This window comes from Pseudoxanthomonas sp. UTMC 1351, assembly GCF_040948865.1.
GTDB lineage: Bacteria > Pseudomonadota > Gammaproteobacteria > Xanthomonadales > Xanthomonadaceae > Pseudoxanthomonas_A.
Genome location: NZ_JAVGJT010000009.1, coordinates 95,778 through 119,200, shown reverse-complemented (window position 1 = coordinate 119,200; position 23,423 = coordinate 95,778). Strand labels below are relative to the sequence as shown.

At 63.1% G+C, this 23,423-nt stretch carries 14 protein-coding genes and 1 pseudogene; 4 read left to right on the top strand and 11 right to left on the bottom strand.

The features are described from left to right. Positions 1-7 precede the first annotated feature (7 nt). From AB6O04_RS07790 to AB6O04_RS07760, 7 genes and pseudogenes are all read right to left on the bottom strand, one after another. On the bottom strand, positions 8-703 hold the full coding sequence (locus AB6O04_RS07790; protein WP_368563270.1) for a response regulator transcription factor: 696 nt from the start codon (positions 701-703) through the stop codon (positions 8-10). A gap of 31 nt (positions 704-734) precedes the next feature. Next, a complete protein-coding gene (locus AB6O04_RS07785) occupies positions 735-3,836 on the bottom strand; it encodes an efflux RND transporter permease subunit (RefSeq protein ID WP_368563269.1) in 3,102 nt (1,033 codons plus the stop codon). After that, positions 3,833-5,002, bottom strand: a complete 1,170-nt coding sequence (locus AB6O04_RS07780; RefSeq protein ID WP_368563268.1) for an efflux RND transporter periplasmic adaptor subunit — start codon at positions 5,000-5,002, stop codon at positions 3,833-3,835. Before AB6O04_RS07780 ends, AB6O04_RS07785 begins: the two co-directional genes overlap by 4 nt. 355 nt (positions 5,003-5,357) lie before the next feature. Then, positions 5,358-6,290, bottom strand: coding sequence for an alpha/beta hydrolase (locus AB6O04_RS07775; RefSeq protein WP_368563267.1), 933 nt, complete (start codon positions 6,288-6,290; stop codon positions 5,358-5,360). Then, the gene (locus AB6O04_RS07770; protein ID WP_368563266.1) at positions 6,287-8,200 is read right to left on the bottom strand and encodes a glycoside hydrolase family 97 protein; all 1,914 of its coding nucleotides are present in this window, start codon (positions 8,198-8,200) and stop codon (positions 6,287-6,289) included. Before AB6O04_RS07770 ends, AB6O04_RS07775 begins: the two co-directional genes overlap by 4 nt. Then, on the bottom strand, positions 8,197-9,999 hold the full coding sequence (locus AB6O04_RS07765) for a glycoside hydrolase family 9 protein (RefSeq protein WP_368563265.1): 1,803 nt from the start codon (positions 9,997-9,999) through the stop codon (positions 8,197-8,199). The genes AB6O04_RS07770 and AB6O04_RS07765 overlap by 4 nt, the downstream gene beginning before the upstream one ends. Positions 10,000-10,055: 56 nt before the next feature. Then, positions 10,056-10,217, bottom strand: a pseudogene (locus AB6O04_RS07760) (hypothetical protein); the annotation flags it as partial. Here AB6O04_RS07760 and AB6O04_RS07755 point away from each other — a divergent pair. Continuing rightward, a complete protein-coding gene (locus tag AB6O04_RS07755; protein WP_368563431.1) occupies positions 10,174-10,536 on the top strand; it encodes a hypothetical protein in 363 nt (120 codons plus the stop codon). The pseudogene AB6O04_RS07760 and the gene AB6O04_RS07755 overlap by 44 nt on opposite strands. Positions 10,537-10,555: 19 nt before the next feature. Here the strand turns inward: AB6O04_RS07755 and AB6O04_RS07750 are convergent, their stop codons facing one another. Further along, positions 10,556-12,778 carry a hypothetical protein gene (locus AB6O04_RS07750; RefSeq protein WP_368563264.1) on the bottom strand — a complete coding sequence of 741 codons (2,223 nt, stop codon included), beginning with the start codon at positions 12,776-12,778 and terminating at the stop codon, positions 10,556-10,558. A 323-nt stretch (positions 12,779-13,101) separates the two neighbouring features. Then, the gene (locus AB6O04_RS07745) at positions 13,102-14,739 is read right to left on the bottom strand and encodes an alpha-L-fucosidase (protein ID WP_368563263.1); all 1,638 of its coding nucleotides are present in this window, start codon (positions 14,737-14,739) and stop codon (positions 13,102-13,104) included. A gap of 996 nt (positions 14,740-15,735) precedes the next feature. Here AB6O04_RS07745 and AB6O04_RS07740 point away from each other — a divergent pair. After that, entirely contained in the window at positions 15,736-18,171 is a 2,436-nt protein-coding gene (locus tag AB6O04_RS07740) for a glycoside hydrolase family 2 TIM barrel-domain containing protein (protein ID WP_368563262.1), read from the top strand. 346 nt (positions 18,172-18,517) lie between these two features. Here AB6O04_RS07740 and AB6O04_RS07735 read toward each other — a convergent pair whose 3' ends face one another. After that, positions 18,518-18,952, bottom strand: coding sequence for an NIPSNAP family protein (locus tag AB6O04_RS07735; protein ID WP_368563261.1), 435 nt, complete (start codon positions 18,950-18,952; stop codon positions 18,518-18,520). Positions 18,953-19,034: 82 nt separating this feature from the next. Next, on the bottom strand, positions 19,035-19,142 hold the full coding sequence (locus tag AB6O04_RS07730; RefSeq protein WP_368563426.1) for a DUF6463 family protein: 108 nt from the start codon (positions 19,140-19,142) through the stop codon (positions 19,035-19,037). Positions 19,143-19,700: 558 nt separating this feature from the next. On the opposite strand from AB6O04_RS07730, the gene AB6O04_RS07725 reads away from it, so the two are divergent. After that, the gene (locus AB6O04_RS07725) at positions 19,701-22,241 is read left to right on the top strand and encodes a TonB-dependent receptor (protein ID WP_368563260.1); all 2,541 of its coding nucleotides are present in this window, start codon (positions 19,701-19,703) and stop codon (positions 22,239-22,241) included. Beyond that, positions 22,241-23,374 (top strand): YdcF family protein, encoded by a 1,134-nt coding sequence (locus tag AB6O04_RS07720; RefSeq protein ID WP_368563258.1) that lies wholly within the window; start codon positions 22,241-22,243, stop codon positions 23,372-23,374. The genes AB6O04_RS07725 and AB6O04_RS07720 overlap by 1 nt, the downstream gene beginning before the upstream one ends. Positions 23,375-23,423: the final 49 nt, after the last annotated feature.

The following is a 23,423-nucleotide window of genomic DNA, read 5'->3' as shown; positions in this document are numbered from 1 at the left end:
CGCGAGCCTACTCACTTTCGCAGATCCTGTATCCGGAGCCTGGCACCGTGTGCAGGAGCGGCTTCTCCGATCCCAGTTCGATCGCCCGGCGCAACACATACATGTGCGAGCGAAGAAGGTCCGTGCCAGGCACTATATCGCCCCACGCGGCTCGTTCCAGGCGGGCGCGGCTCACTACATTCGGACTCTCTCGCATCAGCAGTTCCAGCAGGCGGCGCCCGATCCGGGTGAGTGCGATGCTTCTTTCGGCGCGGCTGATCTGCATCGTGCGGATATCGAAGTGTAGATCGCCCACGGCAAGTACATCGTCGATGGCGGCGGATTGCTTGAGGCGTGCGACCAGGGACCGCAAACGCACTTCGATCTCCGGCAGCGCCACGGGCTTGACGAGATAATCGTCCAAGCCCGATTCGAAGCCATCCAGCTTGTCCGCCAATTGATCGCGCGCGGTCAGCATGATGATCGGCACCTTCTTCCTGGCTTCCTGCCGTAGCCTGCGCAGCACCGTCAGGCCGTTGAGCCGGGGAAGATTCCAGTCCAGGAGAATCGCGTCGTAATCCTTGGAAGATGCAAGGTGCAATCCCGAAAGGCCGTCGGGTGCCGCATCAAGGCTGTGTCCGCAGGCCGCCAAGTAGTCGTAGAGGTTCGCCGCCAGTTGGGCGTTGTCCTCGATGATCAGAATAGAAAGAGATTCTTTGTTCATGATCGTGCTGCCGCCAGAAGCGTGTTCGTGCTCATACCATGTTTCCGGACCCGCCGATCGCAACCGGTTCGGTACGCCACTTTACGTGGGATTTGATTGCCTCGATGGCATCGTCCGTATAGCTGTAAACGACCGGTATCACCAGCAGGCACAGGACGGTCGAGGTGATGAGTCCGCCTATCACACCAATGGCCATGGGGGATCTGAAACTGGGATCGGCGCCCAGGCCGATCGCGATGGGCAGCATGCCGGCGCCCATCGCTATCGTAGTCATGACGATAGGACGGGCTCGCTTGCGGCACGCATCGACGATGGCATCCCGCCTGCTCAATCCATGATCCCGGCGGGCAATGATGATGTAGTCCACCAGCAGGATGGAGTTCTTGGTGGTGATGCCCATCAGCATGATCAGGCCGATCATGGACGGCATCGACAGTGAGGAACCGGTGACAAGCAGCGCGAGGAAAGCTCCGGGCACCGAAAGCACCAGCGCCACCAGCACGGTCAGCGGCTGCGCGAAATCCTTGAGCAACAGCACCAGCACCATATAGACGCAGAGCACGCCCGCGAGCATCGCCACGGCAAAGCCTGTCGCCAGCTCACCCATGGCTTCGGCGTCCCCGGTTGCCGCCACGGTGACGCCCTTGGGAAGATGTTGCAGGCTGGGGAGCGCAGCCGCCGCGTTCTCGATTTCACCCAGCGGCTGACCATTGAGTTCGACTTTGAGATTGACGTTGCGTGTCCTGTCGTATCGAGTGAGCTCGGAGGGACCGCTCAGAATCTGAAGATCGGCAACGCTTCCCAGGGGAACCGGCCCGCGCGCGCCTGGCACCGGAAGCCGACGAAGTGTTTCCAGGTCATTGCGGCCTCTGTCTGCAAGCCTTACCACGATCGGAATCTGCCGCTCGCTCAAGTTCAGCTTTGCCAGGTCCTGGCGGTAGTCGCCCGAAGTGGCAATCCGCAGCGTTTCCGCGATCGCCGCGGATGTCACGCCCAGGTCCGCAGCCCGCGCGAAATCGGGGCGGACAACCAGTTCCGGCCGCACGAGACTGGCCGACGACGTCACCGCGCCGATTCCTGGAATGCCTCTCAGCGCCCGCTCAACGACGCTGGCATGTTGGGCGAGCAGCTGCGCATCTTCCGAGGCCAGCACCAACTCATAGCCTTCGCTGTCGCCGCCGTTTCCCACGCTGACGCGCGTCCCAGGCAGCAGCGAAAGTTCTTTCCTGAGCTGTTCCTCGATGCGCTGCCGGGTCACACCGTCGCGTTCGCGGCGCGGCAGCAGGTTCGCCGTAAGCATGGCGGTCGTGATGCCTGAAGGCGCCGCCCCTTCATCAGGTTCGGCAGACGCCGTGCCCGCACCAATGGAGGTGTACACGGACACGACGTTGGGATTCTTTATCATCATCTGCCGCGCGCGCTCCGCCAACGCGCGCGTATCCGAAAGTCTGTTGCCGGGTGGCAGCGAGATCGCCACTTGTGTCCGATCGCCATCATCGGCAGGAATGAACTCGCCCGGCAGGCTCAAGGCAATCGCAAAGCCGCCCAGGATGAGCGCGGCGGTCGCGCTCAAGGTGATGACCCGGTGCCGCATGCCTACCTGCACGCAACGAAGATAGAACGCGATCCACCTGGGGCTGACGGGTTCCTTGCTGGGTGCCTTCAACAGGTACGCCGCCATCGTTGGCGTCAGCATGCGTGCAACGACCAGGGAGAAGAACACCGCGACGGCCGCGGTCCACCCGAACTGCACAAAGTATTTTCCCACCATGCCACCCATCAGCGATGTCGGCAGGAACACTGCAATCAATGTGAAGGTGGTCGCCACCACGGCCAGTCCGATCTCGTTGGCTGCTTCAATCGCAGCGCGAAATGGCGGCTTGCCCATCAGCAGATGCCGCTCGATGTTCTCGATCTCCACGATCGCATCGTCAACCAACACGCCGATCACCAGGGACAATGACAGCAGCGAGACCGTATTGAGAGTGAATCCCATCAGGTGCATCACGGCGAACGTCGGAATGGCCGAGAGCGGCAGCGCGACCGCGGCGATGACCGTAGCCCGCCAATCGCGCAGGAAGAAGAAAACAACGAGCACCGCCAGCGCCGCCCCTTCCAGAAGCAGCGTCATCGATCCGCGATAGTTCTCAACGATGGGATCAACGGAGTTCACCGCCTCGTTGAACTCGACCTCGGGGTGCGATCCCTTCAGTTCTTCCATCACCGCGCGGGCGGCGTCCGCTACGTCGATCTCGCCAGCGCCGCGCGCGCGGAGAACGTCGAAGCCAACCGCTGACTTGCCATTGAACAGGGCAAGCGATCTGGGTTCCGCCGACGTATCCGAGACGGTAGCAACCTGATCCAAACGAATCCTGCGCCCATCGCTGAGCGACACATCCATGGTGGCGATGTCTTGCGCGGACGCGACGGTCGCGATGGTACGGACCGATTGCTCCGCGCCGCCCATCTCCACGCGTCCACCGGACGCCTCCTGCTGGAGCTCGCGAATCTGCCGGGAGATATCCGCCGCCGTCGCCTTCAGCGCCAAGAGCTGATCCGGGTCGAGTTCGACGCGCACTTCTCTGTTCACCCCGCCCACGCGCGATACGGCGCCAATACCGGGCACCGCCAGCAATCGCTTGCGAACACGGTTGTCGACAAACCACGACAGCGCCTCGTCATCCAGCCTGGATGAGGTAACCGTGTAGGTCATCACCGGCGTGCTCGCCAGGTCCATCTTGGTGATGACGGGGTCCCGCAGATCCGCGGGCAGGTCGGCGCGCGTGCGGGATACGGCGTCGCGGACGTCGTCCATTGCCTCCTGGACGGGCTTGTCTAGATGGAACTCGGCCGTGATGGTCGCTGCCCCGTTGATAAGGGAGCTGTTGATGTGTTTGATGCGCGGGATGTTCGCCAGCGCATCCTCTATCTTTCGCGCCACGTCGCTTTCGAGCTGCGGCGGCGATGCGCCGGGCAGCTCCGCCGTCACCGTGATGATCGGGAAATCGATGTCCGGGAAGTTCTGCACTTTCATCGCCAGGAAGCCGCCAATCCCGGCGATCGTCAGCAGAACGAACAGAAGCGTAACGGCGACCGGATTGTGGATCGACCACGTGGACACATTGAGGTTCATGGCGCAGCACCGGTCGGCGCCTCGGCGTTCGGGGCTGCGGGATAGGTGGCCGGTGCTGGCTTGTTGTCCGCCGGCCCGCTGACAACTCTGACCGTGTCGCCTTCGCTCAGGAAGCTGAGTCCTGAAGCGATGATGGCTTCGGAGTGAGTGAGTCCTCCGGTTATCTCGATCCGGTCGCCCACGCGCCTTCCCACCAAAACCTTCGTCATCATGACGGTCGATTTTTGGCCGACGCGCATGACGTAGTTGAACCCGTCTCTCAGAAGCACCGCGCCCTGGGGCACCGTCAGCGTTTGGCCTTGGCCGATGTCGAAGTATCCGCGCGCGAATGCGCCCGCATGTACCGCGCTGTCAGGCGGCAGGTCGACATAGACCAGACCCTCATGCGTCAGCGTATCGATGGCGGGCGCCACCATTCGAAGTCTGCCTTGGATGGGCGGCTGGCCGTGGACCGTGATCTCCGCTGTCTGGCCGGGCATCAGCTTGTCCATGTCCGACATGGCGACGGCGGCGCGCCATTCCAGGCGACCGTCCTTGATCAAGCGGAACAGCTCTTGCCCGGCAGGCATGACGGCCCCGACCGTCGCGGTGCGCGAGGTGATGATGCCGTCGCTCGGCGCAAGCACCTGCGTCTGTGCGATTCGCAAGCGGTTTCTCGACTCGACTGCCCGCGCGGCATCCAGTCTGGCCCGGGCCGTCCTGGCGGCGGCCACATACTGATCCACCTGCTGCGCCGACATCACGCCCGAGGCGTCCAGACTCTTCGCGCGCCGCGCGTTGGCGTCGGCTTCCATCGTCTGCGCCGCAGCTTGTGCGACCGTTGCACGGGCTTCGGCCAGCTCGGCGGCCAACATGTCCGACTTGAACCGGGCCAGGACCTGGCCGCGCCGGACGATATCGCCAACGTTGGCGTTTACCTCTGTGAGCCGAAGACCTTCGACCTCTGTTCCCACACTGGCCTCTTGCCACGCGCTGATGTTGCCCGTCGCCGGCACGCGAATCGGAAGCATCGACCGTTGCGCGCGCGTCACGACAACGGACAGAACAGGCGTCGGCGGCGTATCGGTCTTCTGTACTTCTTCTTTACCTCTGGTGTTCAGAGCAATCAGAACGATTGCGATCACTACGATCGCCGCACCGGTTGGAGCGATTCGGCCCAGCTTCATTCAAGATTTTTCCTTAGCGTGTCGCCGCGCGCCGCGCGCCGCGTTCTGCGCGATGCGGCATCGAGTGTTCAGTCGATGATCTGCTTCGGATGTCGTGGAAATGTCGCGCGCCGCGGGATCGGGCGCTGTTTCGGCCGCAGCGCGTCCAGATGGTGAACAGCAGGCTTCAATCGGTTTCGTTTCTATCGCGATCTGATGGGAAGAGCTCGCGGCGGGACGCCGCTCCGCGCCCCGATAGCCGCTCGGTGAGCACGATCCAAAACGCGCCGCAGCGCGTCCAGATGGTGAACAGCAGGCTTCAATCGGTTTCGTTTTTATCGCGAGCTCTTCTCCGCCCCGTCAGCGATGCGTCAGCTCAGCGGAAGATTCGCTGTGCGAAGTGATAGAGGTTGTTGGCCCAACTGTCGCCGTCGTGGCCATGGTCGTCTACGTTCCAGACGTGCGGAATGTCGTGCTGCTTCAGATAGGCATGCACACCTTGTGAGACGCTGATCAATCCGTCTCGATTGCCGCATGACAGGTACAGCAGCGCGACTTGTTTGCGCGCTGCCTTGAGATCGGGCAGCAAATCCTCCGGTGGTCGGGTGTTGGGGGCTGGAGAGAAAGCGCCAACCCACCCGAACGTATCCGGATGGCCAAGGCCAAAGTTCAACGCCTGCCCGCCGCCCATCGAAAGCCCGGCGATCGCCCGATGTTCGCGATCGGCATAGACCGAATATTTAGCCTCCACCGCTTGGATGAGGAAATCCAGCAGGTCGCGTTCGAACTTGGCGAACCCGGCCGCGTTCTCCGGAGTGAACACCTTCCCCTCCGGCGGACTGCGGTCATCCGGCAGCGCGCGGCCGTTGGGCATGACGACAATCATCGGCACCGCTTTACCGTCGGCGATCAGGTTGTCGAGGATCGCGGATGCTCGCACGTAGCCCCGCCATTCGTCCTGGTTGCCGCCGATGCCGTGCAGCAGATAAAGCACCGGGTATTTGCGGTCGGGCGAGTAGCCCGCGGGCAAATAGATCTGCGCGCGCCGGAGCGTGCCGGTGATGCGCGACTCGTAGGTCAACTCCTCCACTTGTCCCTGCGGTACGCCGGCGCGTGCGTCTCTGAAGCCCGATGGCGCATCGGGAAACGCGCGTACGTCATCCGGGCCGAGTTCAATGGGCCGGGCGAAGTTGGCGCGCGCCCGTTCGGGAGTGACCTGCTCCTGACCATGCGCGAACGACGCGCTGGTGAAGGGGAACAGAAAGATGCAGGCCAGGGCGGCGATCATCTTGCGAAACTTTGCGTTCATTGGTCCGCGGCCTCCAGAATCACGGCAGCGCCACCGGCCACCGACAGGCGCAGCGCAAGCGTGTCGCGCGAGTTGACGATGCGTTCGCTGCGCTTGACTTGGTCGGGCGCATCGCCGTCTTCCCATACGGTCGCGCGGTAGTTGCCTGCAGGCAGAAAGCTCAGCGGCGTGCGCACGGTCCGTGCTTCGTCAGCGGTCATTGCGCCCACATACCAAGTTGCACCCGAGCGCCGCGCCAGCACGATGTCGCGGCCCGGCTCGCCCGAGAGAAAACGCGTTTCGTCCCAGGCCGTGGGTACGCGACGAACGAACTCAAAACCCTCCGCACCCCGGTACGCCTCCGGAGCGTCGGACACCATCTGCAACGGACTGTCGTAGACCACGTACATCGCCAGTGCCTGGCCGCGTGTGGTCTGCGTCAGCGGCATCTGGTCGCGTACTTCGAACTTGGCTGGCGCGACATGGCGGAAGCCGCCCGGCGTGTAATCCATCGGCCCGGCCAGCATGCGTGTGTACGGCAGCATCAGGTTGTGCTGCGGCGTGACACGCTTGTCCATCTTGTTCCATTCGGCGCCCAGCACACCTTCCTGGGTGATGTAGTTGGGATAACTGCGTTGCAGCCCGGCCGGCACGTAGGCGCCGTGCATATCCAGCAGCAAACGGCGTTGTGCGGTACCGGCGGCGAGGCGTTGATAGAACGCGACCATCTCCTGATCGTCGCGATTCATGAAATCGACCTTGATGCCTTGGATGCCCCAGCGCGCGTAGGTATCCAGCACTTCGTCCATGCGCGGCGCCAAGTGTTCCCAATGCGCCCACAGCAGCAGCCCCACGCCTTTGTCCGCGGCGTAGCGGACCAATGCCGGCATGTCGATGCCTTCCGCGGCGCGTGCAATGTCGGTCGTGGGTAGCGCTTCGCAGCATGGGCCTGCACCCCAGGACCAACCCGCATCGATCAGGTAATACGGAAACTCCGACTCCGCCGCGAAGTCGATGAAGCGCTTGTAGGCGGCCATGTCGGGCTTCATGCCCACCAGAGGCCCCGACCACCAGTCCCACGCTGCCTTGCCTGGCTTGACCCAGCTGAAATCGCCTTGCGGTGACGGGTTGAGATTGCCGATCAGATGCGAGGCGATCATGTCGCCGGGCCGGTCGGCCAGCATCACCACGCGCCACGCGGAGCGTAGGCCTTTCTCGGAGACATAGGCGGGCCCTTTCTTGTCGGGCACTGCTGACAGCTGCATGCGCAACGCATCGCCTTTACGCTGCAGCGATGCGCCGGCGTAGCCTTCCAGGTGCGCCTGCGCGATTGCCAGGGATGCGCGGCCCGAGCGGCTGGTGCAGACCAGCGGCACGTCGTAGCGCACATCTTCGGAAAGCTGCGAAACCTTGAGACGCTCGAATGGCATCTCGTGCGCCGGCTCGAACTTGGTCGCCAGGCACTCGGGATCGTCGGGCAGGACGAAAGCGGTCCGCTCACCATCCAGGTGTATCGGCATCGAATCGTCGATGCGATAGCGAAATGCGACGCCGTCATCGTAGGCGCGCACGTCGATGATGAGCCTACGCGCGGCGGTGCCGGCTTCACGGAACGTCAGCGTCGCACCCCGGTAGTGGTCGCGCGCCACCGATGCCTTGGTTGCGATCAGCGGAATGTTGTGGTCGACCTCACTGTCTTCGCGGCGTTCGAGCATTAGAGCGCCGAACGCGGGAGCGCCATCGAGTTCCAGCCCCAACGGTGAAGCAGCAACGACGGTTTCACCACGCCACAGCACCGAGAACTGGCTGGCGTCGTCCTCGATGCGGATCTCCGCCTGGCCGGCCGGCGACGGAATCGCCAGCTGCCCCGCGAAAGCCGAACCTGCTGCCACCGCGCAGGCCGCAGCCATCATTCCCGCGAGTAGTTTCATTTGCGCTCCGTCTTGTATGGGAGGGACCGGTCACGCGACCGTAGCCGTTGCGACGCGCTGTTAGGTGCTGTCTGCGGACGCACGGCGGTGCGCTCCTTCGACACCTGCGACGGCGACACCTGTGAAAGCCCCGATACCTGCGGCGCGGTCACATAGCGCGCCAGCAGCCGGATATAAGCGGTCTGGTAGCCGTTGGAGTTCTCGGTGACCGACCACGAATTCAGCGGCCAGCTGTCGTTGAAGTCCTTGTATGCCTTCTGCCCCGGTTGACCATACGGCGGCGAGGGTCGCGCCGAGCCGCACTTCGGCGATATCGAGGGGCAGCGTTCGTCCCAGTCGTACTGCGTGCTGTTGGCGCCTCCTACCAGGAAGCCGGGCGCGGGGCCGTACTGCGAGTCCCGCACGCTGTCCCACGCGGTGCCGTCGGCGAACCACGAGTGGAAGAACTGATCCACTGAGTTCTCTGCGCCGTACGCGCCCATGTTTGACAGGTACGCCTTGCCCAGCGGATTGACGCCGTGCAGGTAATGCAAATAGGCCGCGCCCGCGTCGGCGATTTCGGCGGAACTGTGCTGGCTCAGGCCGTACAGCGCTTGGTCGGCGAACATGCCGCCCATGAGCCCTTTTATCCCGTTGCTGCCCCAATGGTAGGAGTCGAGATGCGCGCGATAGGGATCGCGCTGATCCGCGATGGCGCCCCAGCCGGCATAGTCCGGGCGCTCCCACAGTTCCGTGTAGCGGGTGCGGATGTTTTGCGCCACGCTGGCCGTCGCACCGGGCAGCGATGCGTAATACAACAGCGGACGGTTCACACCGCCGTCGTAAGGCGACAGCCACCACGAACTCATCATGGGTACGTCGGTGTAATGGCTATCGACGTAGCTGCGATAGGTCGCATTGCCGGTCAGTGCGTACAGATAGATCGCCGCCGCCAAGCGCAAATTGGCACGGCCGGTGTCATCGGTTTCCTGCTGACCGGCGCCCAGGCCCTGGGTGCCACGGGAAGCATCGTTGTTGTAGAAGAGCACGTTGGGATTGGCGTTGGCCCACACCCAGGCGCGCTCCGCACGCAGCTTCAAATCAGCGGCGTAGGCATCGTAGGCCGGTGTGTTCAACGAGGCGTACACCTGGGCGCCATAGGCGTAGGCCGCCGCGGATGCCAACGTCGCCGAGGTATTCGCATCGCCATACCGGCTTTGTCCGGTGGCGGCGGAAGGCCGGCCGCCGCCGTCGGCCGACGCCAGCCCTACGATGGACAGCACGGAACCATCGTTGTTCTGCATCCGCACCAGCCAGTCCAGGCCCCACTTCACCTCATCCAGGATGTCCGGTACGCCGTTGCCGGATTCGGGCAGCTTGAAGTCGTCCGTCCACACCGGTTCGTTCTCGGTGTAGGCATGCAGCAAATCGATGACGTAGGCGGCACCCCAACTGGTGTACTTGTTCAAGTCGCCGGCGTCGTACCAGCCGCCACGCAGATCGCGCTGAGTCGATGCATCGCCAGTCGCGTTGTAGCGGCGCGCCTGACTGTCCTGCAATGCGCCGAGGTGGCTCGCGGTATCGGCCCAGTTGGCGCCCGCGTATTGCGCCGCCTTGGCGTGACCGGCGCGCTGGTAGAAGAACGTGCGCACCGCCTGCACCAATACCGGCCGGTAAACATTGGCGCCGATTTCGAACCGCGCCGATCGTAGGTTGCGCGCCGCGTCCACCACCTCGTAGGTACCGGGTGCGGTGACGGCGCTGAAGTCGAAGTGCCAGGCGCGATCGCCGGACGAAGTGCTATGGCGCTGCTCTTCCATGGCGTGGGCGAACCGCGGAATACCACCGTGTTCGTCGCCGTATTGACCACCTGCAGCGTCGCGCTCGGCCGGTACTGGTTCGCACTGTCGAAACCTTCTGCCGGGTCGCGCAGCACTGCCACTTTCTTCAGGCCGGGCAGATAGCCGAACTGATCGACCACGATGAACGGGCCGTTGCCCACGACCTCCTTCAGCCTGGCGGGAAGTGCGCCGCCCATTGCCTGCGGTATCGCAGCAGCGGATACCGCTGCGGATGCGGTTACGGCGATGGGTGCGGATGCGGGCGGAGACGAGGTTGCGCCGCCAACGCCGCAGGCCGGCAGGCCGGCCACCATGGCCAACAGACCGGACAGAGTTACGGTACCCCTTGAATATCGTTGCGCCACTGTTTACTCCACATCGTTCCTGGGTGCGTTGGTTGATGAGGGTGGAGGCCTGCCGACAGGGCGGCAGGCTGCTCCGTCATTCGCTATGGCCGCGAATGAACGACATCAGTTTGGTTGCGTACAACAGGCCGCGCCGGTGCCGCTGAAGTAGATCCGTCCATGGAAATGAACTACATGGGTTTGGTTGCGTACAACAGGCCGCGGCCGGTGCCGCTGAAGTAGATCCGTCCATGGATGCGCTGATCCGCCGCCATCACGCCGATGCCGCCGTACTGGTGAGCATCGTCGTTGAAGCGCGTCCAGGTGGCACCGCCGTCGTTGGAGCGGTACACGCCCCACACGTCATTCACCACGCCCACCACGTAGACCGCGGCCGGGTAGGTCGCGCCTATCTCCGCCTTGCCCAACGCCACTATGCTGGCGCCCTGCACTTCGGGATAGGACCACGTTTCGTGGTCGCCCCAGATCGACGCAAAGGCGTTGAGCCTGGTCCAGGTCGCGCCCGAATCCGTCGAGTGGTACACGGCGTTGCCGTCGGCCAGCCAGATGTCGCCCTCGACGTTGGGGTTGACCGCCAGCGAGGTGTTCCCGAAATAGTTGGGGGCCAGCCCCGCGTTCACCGAACCCTGGCTCAGCGTGAAGGTGTGGCCGCCGTTCGTCGACACGTACACCTTGCCCGGCGTGCCCCACCAGTGGCCGCCGGAATCGTAGGCATAGACCTTGTTCGGGTTCTTGCGATCTACGACCAGGCGGTAGGCGCGCGGGAAGATGGTGTTGATCGCGGGCAGATTGGTCGGCACCCAGGTGGCGCCGTTGTCCGTGGTGTAGGACGGCACCGAGTTGCCGGGGGCCCAGATCGCCCTGTTGCGCGCGGTGATGGCGATGCTCGCTTCCCCACCCTTGTTGTCCGCGACGCCCGTCGGGTACGTGGCGAACTGGGCCCAGGTGTTGCCGCCGTCGCCGGACCACACGCCGTAGCCGGTGCTGGTGCCCAGGACCACGCCGATGGTGGCCATGTACTGCGGGTCGGACCACGCCATGTCGGCGGCGAAGCCGTTGCTCCAGCCAGTGGCCGGCGTCAGCGTCGGCTTGGTCGCGAGGTTGGTGTGCACCCAGGTGCCGACGTCTCCCATACCATTGATCACGGTGTACGTGGCGCTGGCCGGCGGTGTGGCCAGACCCAGGACGGCAGTCTCCTCGATGCCGTCGTTCAGCTCGATCCAGCTCGGCGTGGCCGAGGATGCGTTGCGCGTTTCCCAGATGCCGCCGCCATGGCCGTACAGGATGTGATCCCGGTTGGCGGGATTGATCTCGACGTCGTCGGGCCAGCCCCAGAAGGACGCGTCGGCCGGCGTATGCGGCATGGTGGCCGCGATCTCGCGCCAGTTGCGGCCGGCGTCGTCAGACAGCCGGATGATTTGCTGGCCGCTGAAGCTGCCCCAGGTGTTGGTCACACCCAGCGCAATGCGCGTGGTCCCGCCGGTGCCGGAGACGGACACGCCGCCGTAGCCGGCGGAGTCGTTGCTGTTGAGCAAGGTCCAGTTGCTGCCGTCGAACTTGTAGAGACGGGCGGGACCACCGGCGCCCGGGCCGGTCTCCTTGGTGAAGACCACATAGAACATGCCGTCTGCGGCGCGCACCATGTGGGGGATGTGATAGCCGGAGATCGGCACCGCGACCGGCGTCCACGAGGCGCCGCCGTTGCTGGACTTGTACAGGTTCGAGGCCAGGCCTGCTGTTTGGACGTAGTCCGGCGCGATGGGCGCGTAGATCGTCTGCGTGGCCGTGCCGCTGCCCTTGGTGCCGGTGTCGTAGACGACCGTCTCGACGCCCATCGCACTGTTGATGCCCAAGGCATTGACCTGGTCCTGGGTCAACTTGGCGGACGACAGCGACGTGACCTGCGCCCAGGTGAGGCCCGAGTCGATGCTCTTCCATAGGCCGGCCGTGCGTGTGGCGTAGAACAGCGTCGACGGCTTATTGGGGTCCACCATCAGGCGTTCACCGATGGCCCGGCCGGGATTATTGCCGCCGAGCGGGAAGGGCAGGGCGACGTAGGTCCACTGATCACCGCGGTTGCTGGAGAGGTACAGGCGGCCGTTGCCTTCGGTCGTGTACATGCCGGCGCCCATGTAGACGAGCTGGTCGTTGTTTGGATCGACGGCCATGCTCTCGACGCCGTGGAAACGGCTGTCGGCCGCACCAAAACCCAGGCCATCGGTGATGGCCACCCAGGATGACGTCGCCTGGTGCCAACGGTAGGCGCCACCGATGTCGGTGCGCGCATACAGCAGGTTGGCGGTGGCCGGATGGAAGACCAAGCCGCTGACGTAGCCGCCACCGCCGAACTTCACGCTGTTCCAGGTCTTCCTCGCTGGGAGTGGGCCTGCCATTACTTGCAGCGGCGTCGCAGCGGCTGCGGCTGCGGCTGCGGCTGCGGCTGTGGTTGTGGTTGTGGTTGTGGTTGTGGTTGTGGTTGTGGCTGTAGCTGTAGCTGCGGCTGCGGCTCTGGGCGTGGGCGCGGGAGGTGGCGACGTTGTGCCGCCACCGCAGGCCGCCAGGCCGAACAGAACGGCCAGGGCCATGCCCCGCAGATATTGTTGTGTCATCGCTTACTCCACTTCGATGCAGGGATCGGTAATCGTCTTGAAGAGATGACATTGCAGACGGTTCCCGCCGCAGCGGCAATCAAGACCCGTGTTTTCATCTGCATTCTTCATGTCAGGCCGTTGCCGCGAATCTTCAGTACGACGGCGATCGAGCCGGCGAGCCCTTCAGGCAGGCGCACTTCCAGTCCCTTGCGGCTGCGCTGGAACGGCAGGCTTTCCGTCGAACCCAACGCCTCGATGCGGTCGATGGCGCCGGGTGCCAGCGCCGATTCCTCCGCCAGCGTCTGGATGCGCAGCACGCCGTCGGTGGGCCAGCCGAGCGCGGCGGCATACAAGACGCCATCCTTGGTGGTGAAGCGAATGTCCTCGGCGGTGAGCGGCTTGGACGCGCCCTCGCTGAACATGCCGCTGCCCACTCGCGTCGGTCCTTCGCCGAACGTGCGCCACGGGCGGGTGCCGTAGATGGCTTCGCTGTTGCGTGCCATCCAGGCGGCGATGTCTTCCAGGATTTTGTGCTCGTCGGCATCGATGCTGCCGTCGCCGCGCATCGGCACCGACAGCAGCAGGTTTCCGTTCTTGGAGACGATGTCGCACAGGCGATGGATCACCGTGCTCGCCGGCTTGTACTCGTGGTTGTCGAAGAGCGAACGCGCATAGTGCCAGTCGCCCAGGCAAGTACAGGTCTGCCACGGCAGCGGCTCGATGCTTTCGCGGAAGCCTCGCTCTACATCCTCGACCACGCCCGCGCGCCACTCCGTCGGCAACACCTTGGCGTTGACGACGGCCTCCAGCTTGCCGCCATTCCACGCCATGCTGGCGTTGTAGTAGTGCGCGGTCATGTCCAACCCGGCCTGGCCGAGCGGCAAACCGTGGTTGTCGAAATACACGAGGTCGGGCCGGTAGCTGTCGATCAAGTCGCGGCAGCGCAGGAACCACTGGCGGGTGAAAGCCGGGTTGTGCAGCGGCGGCTTTTCGTCCCAGAAAGCCGTCTGGCTTTCCTGCCAGGCTTCGACGCTACGAATGGTCTTGAAGCCATCGGGCATGACGATATTGCGGCCGGTGTAGAGCTGCTGCGGGTCCAGGCCCTCCCACCATTTGCCGCGGCCATCGGCCTTGGTCAGGTGGAAGGCGTCGTAGCGTTTGCCGGCGTGCGGGCCTTCGGGGTCGTAGCCATAGGCGGGCTGGTACCAATGCCACGCGTGCGCGCCATGGTTGCTGACACCGAAGCGCAGTCCGCGCGCGCGCGCCGCCTTCGCCCAGATACCGACGATGTCCTTCTTGGGACCCACGCGCATCGTGTTCCAGCCGTGGTACTTGGAGTTGAACGCGTCCTGGTTGTCATGATGGTTGGCCAGCGCGACGAAGTACTTGGCGCCGGCCTTCACGTAGAGATCCAACAGCGCGTCCGGGTCCCAGTTCTCCGCCTTCCAGCGGTTCTGGATCTCCATGAAGCCGACCTTGGTCGGGTGGCCGTAATGCTTGACGTGATGGTCGTACTGCCAGTTGCCCTGGATGTACATGCGGCGCGCGTACCAGTCGCCCATCTCGGGCACGCACTGCGCGCTCCAGTGCGCCCAGATGCCGAACTTCGCATCGCGGAACCAATCGGGCGTCCGGTAGCCGTCAACCAGCGAATCCCAGGTCGGCGAGAAGGTCGGCGCAAGCGCCGCGGCCTTCGCACCTAAAAATGGAATCGAAGCGACCGCGGCCGTGGATTGGATGAACGATCGTCGGGATAGCTTCATGGTTCTGTAGCCGGCAGCAGAGAGTGATCCGAGCTTCCGGTGAAAGTGCATCGGTCGGAAGCAGCGACGCGCTCGATTCTGCGGGCCGCAGGCATATGTCACAAATACATGAAACACCGCTGTTGATATACGAATCGGTATAGGGACGCGGTGACACCGGTGGTATTGCTGGGGCAAGTATTGCGGCGGCAGCAGCCTGGTTTTCCCTTGTAGGAGCGGCGTCCCGCCGCGAGCTCTTCACCGGACCCCGAACAGATCAAAGCTCGCGCCGAGACGGCGCTCCTACAAGAGCAAAGGCCGCTGCAGCCTCCCCGCCTTTGTAGGAGCGGCGTCCCCGCCGCGAGCTCTTTCTGTCAGGTCGCGCGAAAGCGAAGAGCGATTTAAGCCCGCGGTTCCCCACCTATGCGCGCTGCGGCGCGTTCTTGATCGCACGCGCTGAGCAGCTATCGGGGCGCGGAGCGGCGTCCCGCCGCGAGCTCTTCACCGGACCCCGAACAGATCAAAGCTCGCGCCGAGACGGCGCTCCTACAAGAGCAAAGGCCGCTGCAGCCTCCCCGCCTTTGTAGGAGCGGCGTCCCCGCCGCGAGCTCTTCCCACGGGGTCGCGAATAAGTCAAAAGCTCGCGCCGAGACGGCGCTCCTACAAAAAAGCACATGCGCGCCTTCGCCCATAGGGGAGTTGATATTCGGCGCTGATAAAGCGCAACTCCATATCCGAACAGATATCGAAACCGCCGATATTGTGATTTTTGAAGCATCAGTATGTCTTGTAGCATCGCGCCATAAAGCGTCGCAGTGCGATCAGACATTCCGGTCGCCGCTTCCTTTTCCGAGGGACCGCTTCCTCCATGGATGCACCCGAAAAGCCGCTCCGACGTAGCCGGACTCAATCCACTGGCAAGCAGGGTTTCCGCCTCAAGACCTGGGTTACTCCGCATGGCGTGTTCGACAAGCGCCCGTCGATCGGCATTCGCAACACAGAGGGAGGAGACCTACTTTGAGAACGATTCCGGCCACTAAACGATGCCTCGCCGCGGCACTGCTCATGGCGATCAGCGCATCGCCCGCCTGGGCGGAAGTTCGCAGCCTGTCGCAAGACTGGCGCTTCCACGCCGGTGAAGCCACAGGTGCGGAGCGGACCACCTTCGATGATCGCTCCTGGCATCAGGTGGCCGTGCCCCACGATTTCTCCATCATGGACAAAGCGGATGGGCAGCCACCGTTCGACCGGGACACGCCCAGCGGCCAGGATTCGGGCTATCTGCCGGGCGGCACCGGCTGGTACCGCCGGGATTTGGTTCTCACGCCCACCGAGGCTTCCCGCATCGTCCGGCTGAACTTCGAAGCCGTGTACATGGACGCCGACATCTGGGTGAACGGCGAACACCTGAAGAAGCACCGCTACGGCTACACCGCCTTTTCCGTCGATCTGACCGGCAAGGTGCGCGCCGGCAGCAATGTCATCGTCGTGCGCGTCGACCATGCCGATCCATCGTCGCGGTGGTACGCCGGCTCGGGACTGATCAGGCCGGTCGCGTTGGAGCTGCTCGATACGGTCCACATCGAATCGGAGAGCGTATTCGTCTCAACACCGGTCGCGGCCAAAGACCGAGGCGTGGTCGCGGTGAGCGCCGCCATCACCAACCGATCAAACAAGGCGCAGTCCGCCGAATGGGTGGCGAAAGTGGTTGCGGCCAGTGGCGTGACGGTTGCCGAGGCCAGGCAGACGCATGCGGTACCCGCCGGCGCGCGCGCGGAACGCTCGCAGGAACTCATCGTCACCCATCCGCGGTTGTGGTCTCCGGAATCCCCCGAGCTCTACACACTGGTGCAGGAGATCCGCGTCGATGGCGCAACCGTCGATGAGCGGCGGACCCGCTTCGGAATTCGTTCGGTTTCCTTGGATGCCACGAATGGTCTTCGCATCAACGGCAAGCGAGTGCTGCTGCGCGGCGGCAACATCCATCACGACAACTACATGATCGGCGCCGCAGGTGCGCCCGACGCGGAGGTTCGCAAGGTCGCCCTGATGAAGGCCGCCGGCTACAACGCGATTCGCAGCGCACACAACCCAGCCAGCCAGGCCACGCTGGACGCAGCGGACGAACTGGGCATGCTGGTCATCAACGAAGCCTTCGACAGTTGGAACAAGAGCAAGAAACCGCAGGATTATTCGCGTTTCTTCGCCGAAGACTGGCCGCAGGATATCGACAGCATGGTCATCAGCGGCCGCAATCATCCCAGCGTGCTGTTCTGGAGCATCGGCAACGAGATCCCCGAAGACGGCACGCCCCAAGGTGTCGAGACCGCCCGCAAGCTCGCCGACCGCGTGCGCAAGCTCGACCCGACACGGCCGGTCACCCAAGGCATCAACGCCGACCCGCCGAAGAGCACCAAGCAAGCCGCGGAATTGGATGTCGTCGGCTACAACTACCACGCTCACATCTTCGCCAAGGAGCATGAACAGCTTCCCAAGCTGACCATGTACACCTCCGAGTCCCTGTCGAAGGAGCTCTTTTCTTACTGGCGCGCGGTCGAAACCCAGCCGTGGGTGATCGGCGATTTCGTCTGGACCGCCGTCGACTATCTGGGCGAATCCGGCATCGGCTGGATGGGTTACAGCCAGGACTGGCAGAAGCTTGGTCCCTATCCTTGGCACTTGGCGTACTGCGGCGAGATCGATGCCACAGGCCGGCTGCGTCCGGCGGCCTACTACCGCCAAGTCGTCTGGAAGACCGGCATCACGCCGATCTCCGCCTTCGTCCGCCAACCCAAGGGCACCGAGGATCTGCCCGACCGCCACCTGTATCCGATCACGCCGCCGCACCTCGACTGGTCGCTGGAAGACGTCCATCCCAGCTGGACGTGGCCGGGACAGGAAGGCAAGCGCCAGGAAGTGCTGGTCTATTCCGAATTGCCGGAAGTGGAATTGTTCCTCAACGGTAAGAGCCTAGGTCGCAAAACCGTCAGCGTGGAAAGTGAATACAAGGTCGCCTACGACGTCCCTTACACGCCGGGTCGTCTGCTCGCCGTGGGCTATCGCGACGGGCGCGAGGCCGCGCGTTGGGAACTGCGCACCGCAGGCCAACCCGGCGCCGCCGCGGTGTCGGTGGACCGGTCGCAGCTCACCGCCAATGGCGAGGACCTGGCCTACGTCACGGTGGAACTGCACGACGCCGACGGCACGCCCGTCTATGCACGCAAGGACGACAAAAAGGTCCGCGTGCGTGTGAGCGGAGCGGGAACATTCGCCGGCATCGGCAACGGCAATCCGGTGGATATTTCCAGCTTCCAGTCCGGCGAACGGATGACCTTCCACGGCCGAGTAGTCGCCGTTGTCCGCGCCGGCAGCCAAGCCGGCCCGATCGTCATTGATATCGAAACCGAAGGCCTGCCTTCCCAGCAAGTGCGACTGAACGCGGTTGCGCCGTAGCCCTTCCTGTAGGAGCACCGTCTCGGCGCGAGCTTTTGCTTCTACCGCGACCTGACAGGAAGAGCTCGCGGCGGGACGCCGCTCCTACAAGGGTTCATTTGGCAAGCAGCCCGGGCAAGTGTGCAGCCAGTAGCCCGGGTAAGCGCAGCGCACCCGGGGAATGCTTGAACGTTCTACGAACTTTCCGGTCGCGCCGCATGCGGCGCGGAAAGTAGCCCGAATGGGACGTAGCGATCGCCGAACCCTCTTCATTGCGGTTATAGATGCGCTTCAGTGCGAGTTTTTGATGGATTAGGCCGAGCCGCAAAGCGGCTTCGGTTAAAAGAGTTGTTACGCGGCGTACGACTCACCGCGCGGAACATGCCGGGCTATAAGACACACGGACCAATGGTTGGCCATTGGCTTCCCGAACAAGCTCCCCGCTCTCCGCAGCGGTCTGCTTTTTTATGTCGATCCATTCCTGATCTGCGAGAAATTCGCTCCAGCGCGAATCCATGGTGGCTTGGTCCGGCCAGGTGAGAAGATATACAAACTCAATCTTCTCACCCGTATCGCTTTCCCACATATCGATTATCTTGAAGCCATGTCGCTTCATGATGCGCAGAGCATGATCTTGGAAGCGCCTGTGAAAGGCATCCTTGTTGCTGCGATTGATCTCATAGATCCGTAGCTGCTGAATCTCGTTGCCATTGCTTGAACAGACGTAGCGACCATCTTGTGCATTGGTCGCACCGGGCATGGCAGCCAGCGCGAGAAATGCAAGAGCTGTAAAAATGCGCATGTTGTACCTCGCAAGTTAGTGACATCACCCGCCAAATGCCTCAATCGAGCCCGGACGCGCGAATCGCAGCCCGAAATTTCGCTCACGCACGCGAGTGAGTACCCGATCTTCTTGCCACAATGCCATTCGCGGGCGGGAATACCAGCCAGAAGCCCGACACCGGCACCAAAACCGCACCGACAGCGGCCAGAACGAGCAGGCACGGCCAAGCGCCTTAGGGAAGGTCTGAATAATTCGGCTTTTGCTCGTCATTCCCGCGAAGGCGGGAACCCAGTGCCTTTGCTTTCAATGGTTTAAGTCGCTGGATCCCCGCCTTCGCGGGGACGACGACAATTATTCAGAGGTTCCTTAGGTAGCGCCGCGCCGGACCTCTCAAGAGCGGAGACCGCCAAACCACCGATGAAGGCGACTGCACCAAAAGCGGCTCGATATTAGGACGGTTGCATCGGGCTAACAAGCGCGCGCATAGCAGGATCGAATAGCCAGCTCACTGCGAATCCGAAGGTTGGCACCGACGTTATACCGCCCACAACATCCATGCCTCCATGGTCAGAAACCAAGGTACCCAGGCGTGCGATGGCGCGCGCGTGCTCAGCCTCCGTGGATCGCACGTCCTAGCCAACAAAACCGAGATTCAGAGAAAGAATTAATCAATCGTTACGCACGCTTGTAATGAACCCTTCGGATAATGCTCGGCTGCTGCATTGCGACACTCGTGCTTTTTCACTCATCGAAGGGTCTATTGCTCATGCGCTGTCCTCGTTCCTATTCCTGTAATCGCCTGGCCAAGGCCGTTGCGGCTGCGATTGTGTTTGCTGCTCCGTTGGTATCAGCCGCGCAGGAAGCGCCAGAAGCTCAGCCTGAGACGAAAGAGACGCCCGCTCCGCAGGAAAGCGCGAAGGTCAGCGAGCTGGATGCGGTGGTGGTCACGGGTTCGGCCAGGACCCAGCGTCGTTTCGATGCCTCCTATGCGGTCAACTCGCTGACCGCGGAGGAAGTGCAGAAGCTGGCGCCCAAGAGCTATGCGGATCTGCTGGGCAACGTGCCCGGCATCCATGTCGAATCGACTGGTGGCGAAGTGCAGAACATCACGCGTCTGCGCGGCATTCCGACCGACCGCGGCTACATCATCTTCCAGCAGGATGGCTTGCCGCTGTTCCATGAAATCGACGGGCACTTCTTCAACTCCGGCGAAGGCATGCATCGCTTCGATGTGATGAACCAGCGCGTCGAAGTGGTGCGTGGCGGTCCGGCGCCGATCTACGCCAGCGGTGGTGCGGCCATCGTCAACAACATCCTGGCCGAGGGCGGCGACGAGACGAAGGGCAAGGCCCAGCTCACGCTCGGCGATACCGGTCTCTACCGTGCCGAGGCCTATCAATCCGGCGCCATTTCCGAAGACACGTACTACGCGGTCGGCGGTTTCCTGCGTCACCACGACGGCTATCGCGACAACGGCTTTCCCAACGATCAAGGCGGCCAGCTGCGTGCCAACATCAAGCATTACATGGAAGACAGCTGGATAAAGTTCAGTGGCACTTTCGTCGACGACCACAACGTCTTCTACCTGCCGATTCCGATTGCCGATCCGCGAGATCCTTCGGTGTCGCTGGATCCGTACCTGGATTACTTCGAAGGCACGATGAACTCGCCTTCGCTGCGCAACGTGAACCTCAAGTACCTGGATTCCGCGGGTGTGACGCAAAGCCTGCGCCGTGATCTGGCGGACGGCCGCCATATGCGTTTCAGCAACATCGGCTTCCAGTACGAGAACAACGCCGGCGACTGGGTCGTCTCGTTCAAGTCCGGCTACACCAAGGGCAAGCTGAGCTTCGATGCGCTTTATTCCACCACCAACCCGGTCGATGGAAACACGTTCGCCAACAGCTACCTCGCCCGAGCGCGGACGGCTTTCGGCGCCGATGTGGCGTCGATGGGCTATGCGCTGGCCGGCACGAACGGCGCCACGGCCTACGACCCCTACGCGGCTTCCGGCCTGGTGATATCCGCACAGTATCGCGCCATCGAGTCGGAGTTCTATTCGGCGCAGGCGGACCTCAGTGCAGCTCGCCGGTTCGAAACCGGCTTCGGCGCGCACGATCTCAATATCGGTATCTATACCTCGTTCTACGGCACCACCGCTTTCACCGCTTTCCAGGACATGCTGCTGGAAGTGGCGGGCAAGCCGAGGACGCTGGACCTGGTGGCCTATTCGGCGCAAGGCGCGCCGCTGGGCTACGTGACCGACAACGGCGTGTTGCGCTACACGACCACGCTCAACAACGGTGAAGTGGATGCGAAGATGTTCGCGGTGTACGCCAACGACACCTGGGAAATCACCGACAAATTCAAACTGGACGCCGGTATCCGCCACGAGCGATACAGCTACGACGGCTATGCCGAGCAGACCGAAGGCGCCAACCTGGGCGATGCCGACACGCTGGCCGACGACACCACCCGGCGCTTCAGCGGTGGTACGCAGACGCACAACCTTGATCCTTCGGTCACCAACTGGACGGTCGGCCTGAACTACGACTTCAATTCCAACTTCGGCGCTTACGGCCGCGCCTCGCATGTGGAGATCGCACCGCAGTCCAGCGTTGCGCGCAGCATCAATCCAACTATTGTCGAGACCAAAACCGATCAGTACGAACTCGGCTTCAAGGCGACCTTCGATCGCGCCTATCTGTACCTGACGGCTTTCTACACCAAGTTCGATCCGCTCAATGCCTCGTTCGTGGCCTACAACCCAGTGACAGGTCGCAACGACCAGTCGGTGCCCTTCATCGGTACGGCAGTGTCCAAGGGCGTCGAGATGGACGGCATGTTCAGGGCGTCTGATTGGTTCTCGCTGGCGGGTGCGGTGACGCTCAGCGACCCGCAATACGAGAATCTGCAGAACAGCGCCGGCGCGGATCCCAGCGCGGTGAACGGCAACCAGATCGTCCGCGAGCCGAAGCTCTACGGCAACATCCGCCCGACTTTCAGCTTCCTGTCCGGCAACGATGAGATCGAGGCTTATCTTCGTTACGATTTTGTCGGCAAATCCTATGTCGATCTGTTCAACCGCACCGCGTTGCCGTCCTACCAGACACTGGGCTTCGGCGTCTCCTGGAAACGTGGTTCGTGGGGCGTGCAACTGGTGGGCGACAACCTGACCGATGAGAAAGGCTTGACCGAAGGCAATACCCGCACCGATGCATTGGCGGGCCAGGGTTCCAGCGAGGCGATCTACGGCCGCCCATTGTTCGGCCGCAATTTCCGCCTGGTATTGAGCCGGAGTTGGTAATGCGCTTCGCGCTGTTGCTGTGCATGGCCGTCGCCGCGATCCAGCCGGTGTTCGCGGTGACGGCGGAAGACAAGCTAATCGCCGCGCTCGGCAAACGTCTGTTTCCGGTGGTCACGGCGATGGACGCATCGCAGGCGAGCGCTGAAGTTCGCACGATGCTGGCCGATCGGGGTCGCCGTCTGGCGGCATGCGCGGACAATGCGGTTTGCAAGATCGATGCGTCGGCGTGGAAAGAAGATGAGATCGGCTTGGTCTCGAAGACGGCCGCGCACGATCGCTCGTCTGCCGAGGCTCGCGAGTATCAGGAGGCCGTCCGCCGCGAACTGGCGGGGCTCAACGCCATCCTCGACGTCTACGGCAAGGGCGGCACGCCGCCCTACCCCGAGATCGACGGCCCGATCGGGAAGAAGGGCAGCCAGCGGCTCGCTGCCGACGTAGCGGTGGCGGCTTCCATCAGCGAGGTAAGCCGCGATGAAGCGGTTGCCACGTTCGATCCCAGCATCGGCCTGGCGCTGGCGCTGATGGACGTGAACGATCGGCTGGATGCGATCGCTTTCGAGCCCATCGATGAAGGGCTCAATTCGGAAGCTTTCCAGCATGCGCGGAAGCTGGACTGGTCGCGCTACCGCTACACCGCAATCATCGTGCTCGGCGCCGGGCCGGAAGATCTGCTGACGCCGCTGAGCGCGCGTGGCAAGCTGCACGTCAAGGTCGCCGCCCAGCGTTACTTCAGCGGGCTGGCGCCTTTCATCATCGTCAGCGGCGCTGCCGTGCATCCACGTGATACGCGTTTCGTCGAGGCTGTCGAAATGCGCAACGCACTGATCGAACGCTACGGCATGCCTGCGCATGCGGTCGTGATCGAACCTTATGCGCGGCATACGACGACCAATCTGCGCAATGCAGCGCGATTGCTGATGTCGATGAAGGCGCCGATGGATCGCGACGCGCTGGTCCTGAGCGATCCCCGCCACATCGATGCCGTGGAAAGCACCGAATTCGTCGCGCGCAACCAGCGTGAACTCGGCTACCAGCCCGGCAAGATCGGCAAGCGCACCTCACCTTTCGATATTGTTTTCCGTCCTTCCCCGGATTCCGCACGAGTCGATCCGCTCGACCCGCTCGATCCTTGAACCTACGGACACGTGCAGGGCGCGAACTGCAATGGAGTCCGCGCAGCCG

What these genes read in the sequence shown, in the direction of transcription:
- AB6O04_RS07790 (WP_368563270.1), bottom strand. Translation starts at nt 703, where the DNA reads ATGAACAAAGAATCTCTTTCTATTCTGATCATCGAGGACAACGCCCAA.
- AB6O04_RS07785 (WP_368563269.1), bottom strand. Translation starts at nt 3,836, where the DNA reads ATGAACCTCAATGTGTCCACGTGGTCGATCCACAATCCGGTCGCCGTT.
- AB6O04_RS07780 (WP_368563268.1), bottom strand. Translation starts at nt 5,002, where the DNA reads ATGAAGCTGGGCCGAATCGCTCCAACCGGTGCGGCGATCGTAGTGATC.
- AB6O04_RS07775 (WP_368563267.1), bottom strand. Translation starts at nt 6,290, where the DNA reads ATGAACGCAAAGTTTCGCAAGATGATCGCCGCCCTGGCCTGCATCTTT.
- AB6O04_RS07770 (WP_368563266.1), bottom strand. Translation starts at nt 8,200, where the DNA reads ATGAAACTACTCGCGGGAATGATGGCTGCGGCCTGCGCGGTGGCAGCA.
- AB6O04_RS07765 (WP_368563265.1), bottom strand. Translation starts at nt 9,999, where the DNA reads ATGGAAGAGCAGCGCCATAGCACTTCGTCCGGCGATCGCGCCTGGCAC.
- AB6O04_RS07750 (WP_368563264.1), bottom strand. Translation starts at nt 12,778, where the DNA reads ATGGCAGGCCCACTCCCAGCGAGGAAGACCTGGAACAGCGTGAAGTTC.
- AB6O04_RS07745 (WP_368563263.1), bottom strand. Translation starts at nt 14,739, where the DNA reads ATGAAGCTATCCCGACGATCGTTCATCCAATCCACGGCCGCGGTCGCT.
- AB6O04_RS07735 (WP_368563261.1), bottom strand. Translation starts at nt 18,952, where the DNA reads ATGCGCATTTTTACAGCTCTTGCATTTCTCGCGCTGGCTGCCATGCCC.
- AB6O04_RS07725 (WP_368563260.1), top strand. Translation starts at nt 19,701, where the DNA reads ATGCGCTGTCCTCGTTCCTATTCCTGTAATCGCCTGGCCAAGGCCGTT.
- AB6O04_RS07720 (WP_368563258.1), top strand. Translation starts at nt 22,241, where the DNA reads ATGCGCTTCGCGCTGTTGCTGTGCATGGCCGTCGCCGCGATCCAGCCG.